Genomic DNA, 903 nt, shown 5'->3' on the forward strand with positions numbered 1-903 from the left:
ATGGTGCGGTCGAGAGGACTTGAACCTCCACGGTGTTAACCACCACTAGGCCCTCAACCTAGCGCGTCTACCGATTCCGCCACGACCGCGTATTAAGATGGAGCGGAAGACGGGATTCGAACCCGCGACCCCGACCTTGGCAAGGTCGTATTCTACCACTGAACTACTTCCGCATAAGTATTTTAGAGATGCGGGTGAAGGGACTCGAACCCCCACGTCAAAGACACTAGATCCTAAGTCTAGCGCGTCTACCAATTCCGCCACACCCGCATGTGAAATTACGTATTTAGTAATAAAAATTAATGAGAAATGGTGAGCCATGCAGGGCTCGAACCTGCGACCCTCTGATTAAAAGTCAGATGCTCTACCAACTGAGCTAATGGCTCATTAAATTTTAATGGGGCGGCTGAAGGGAATTGAACCCTCGAATGCCGGAATCACAATCCGGTGCGTTAACCACTTCGCCACAACCGCCATGAAAAAATGGTGCCGGCGAAAGGATTCGAACCCTCGACCCTCTGATTACAAGTCAGATGCTCTACCAACTGAGCTACACCGGCGCGTTATATGGTGGCTTTGGACGGAATCGAACCGCCGACACAAGGATTTTCAGTCCTTTGCTCTACCAACTGAGCTACAAAGCCATAAATATTAAATTAAAAATGGCGGTCCCGACGGGATTCGAACCCGCGATCTTCTGCGTGACAGGCAGACATGTTAACCCCTACACCACGGGACCGTTTTAAGTCATATCGACTTTACCTATTTTAAAGGTCATTTTATGTAAAGTCAATAACTTTTTTAAAAAAATAAAGCCTGGCAACGTCCTATCCTCACAGGGGGAGATCCCCCAACTACTTTCGGCGCTGAGACGCTTAACTTCCGTGTTCGGCATGGGAACGG

General features: G+C 48.9%; 8 tRNA genes and 1 rRNA gene. All 9 read right to left on the bottom strand.

The window, feature by feature from the left end:
• Position 1: 1 nt before the first annotated feature.
• Positions 2 to 89, bottom strand: a tRNA-Leu gene (locus tag KNO99_RS15205).
• 9 nt (positions 90 to 98) lie between these two features.
• A tRNA-Gly gene (locus tag KNO99_RS15210) sits at positions 99 to 173 on the bottom strand.
• Positions 174 to 189: 16 nt separating this feature from the next.
• Positions 190 to 270 (bottom strand) — tRNA-Leu (locus KNO99_RS15215).
• A gap of 40 nt (positions 271 to 310) precedes the next feature.
• Positions 311 to 386, bottom strand: a tRNA-Lys gene (locus tag KNO99_RS15220).
• 12 nt (positions 387 to 398) lie between these two features.
• Positions 399 to 474, bottom strand: a tRNA-His gene (locus KNO99_RS15225).
• 10 nt (positions 475 to 484) lie between these two features.
• Positions 485 to 560: transfer RNA gene (locus tag KNO99_RS15230), tRNA-Thr, on the bottom strand.
• Between the two features lie 8 nt (positions 561 to 568).
• Positions 569 to 644: transfer RNA gene (locus KNO99_RS15235), tRNA-Phe, on the bottom strand.
• Positions 645 to 663: 19 nt separating this feature from the next.
• Positions 664 to 739 (bottom strand) — tRNA-Asp (locus tag KNO99_RS15240).
• A 75-nt stretch (positions 740 to 814) separates the two neighbouring features.
• Positions 815 to 903: ribosomal RNA gene (rrf, locus tag KNO99_RS15245) — 5S ribosomal RNA — on the bottom strand; the annotation flags it as partial.

Origin of the sequence: Exiguobacterium sp. s189 (assembly GCF_018617615.1) — a bacterium.
In the GTDB taxonomy this organism is placed as follows: Bacteria; Bacillota; Bacilli; order Exiguobacteriales; family Exiguobacteriaceae; genus Exiguobacterium; species Exiguobacterium aestuarii_A.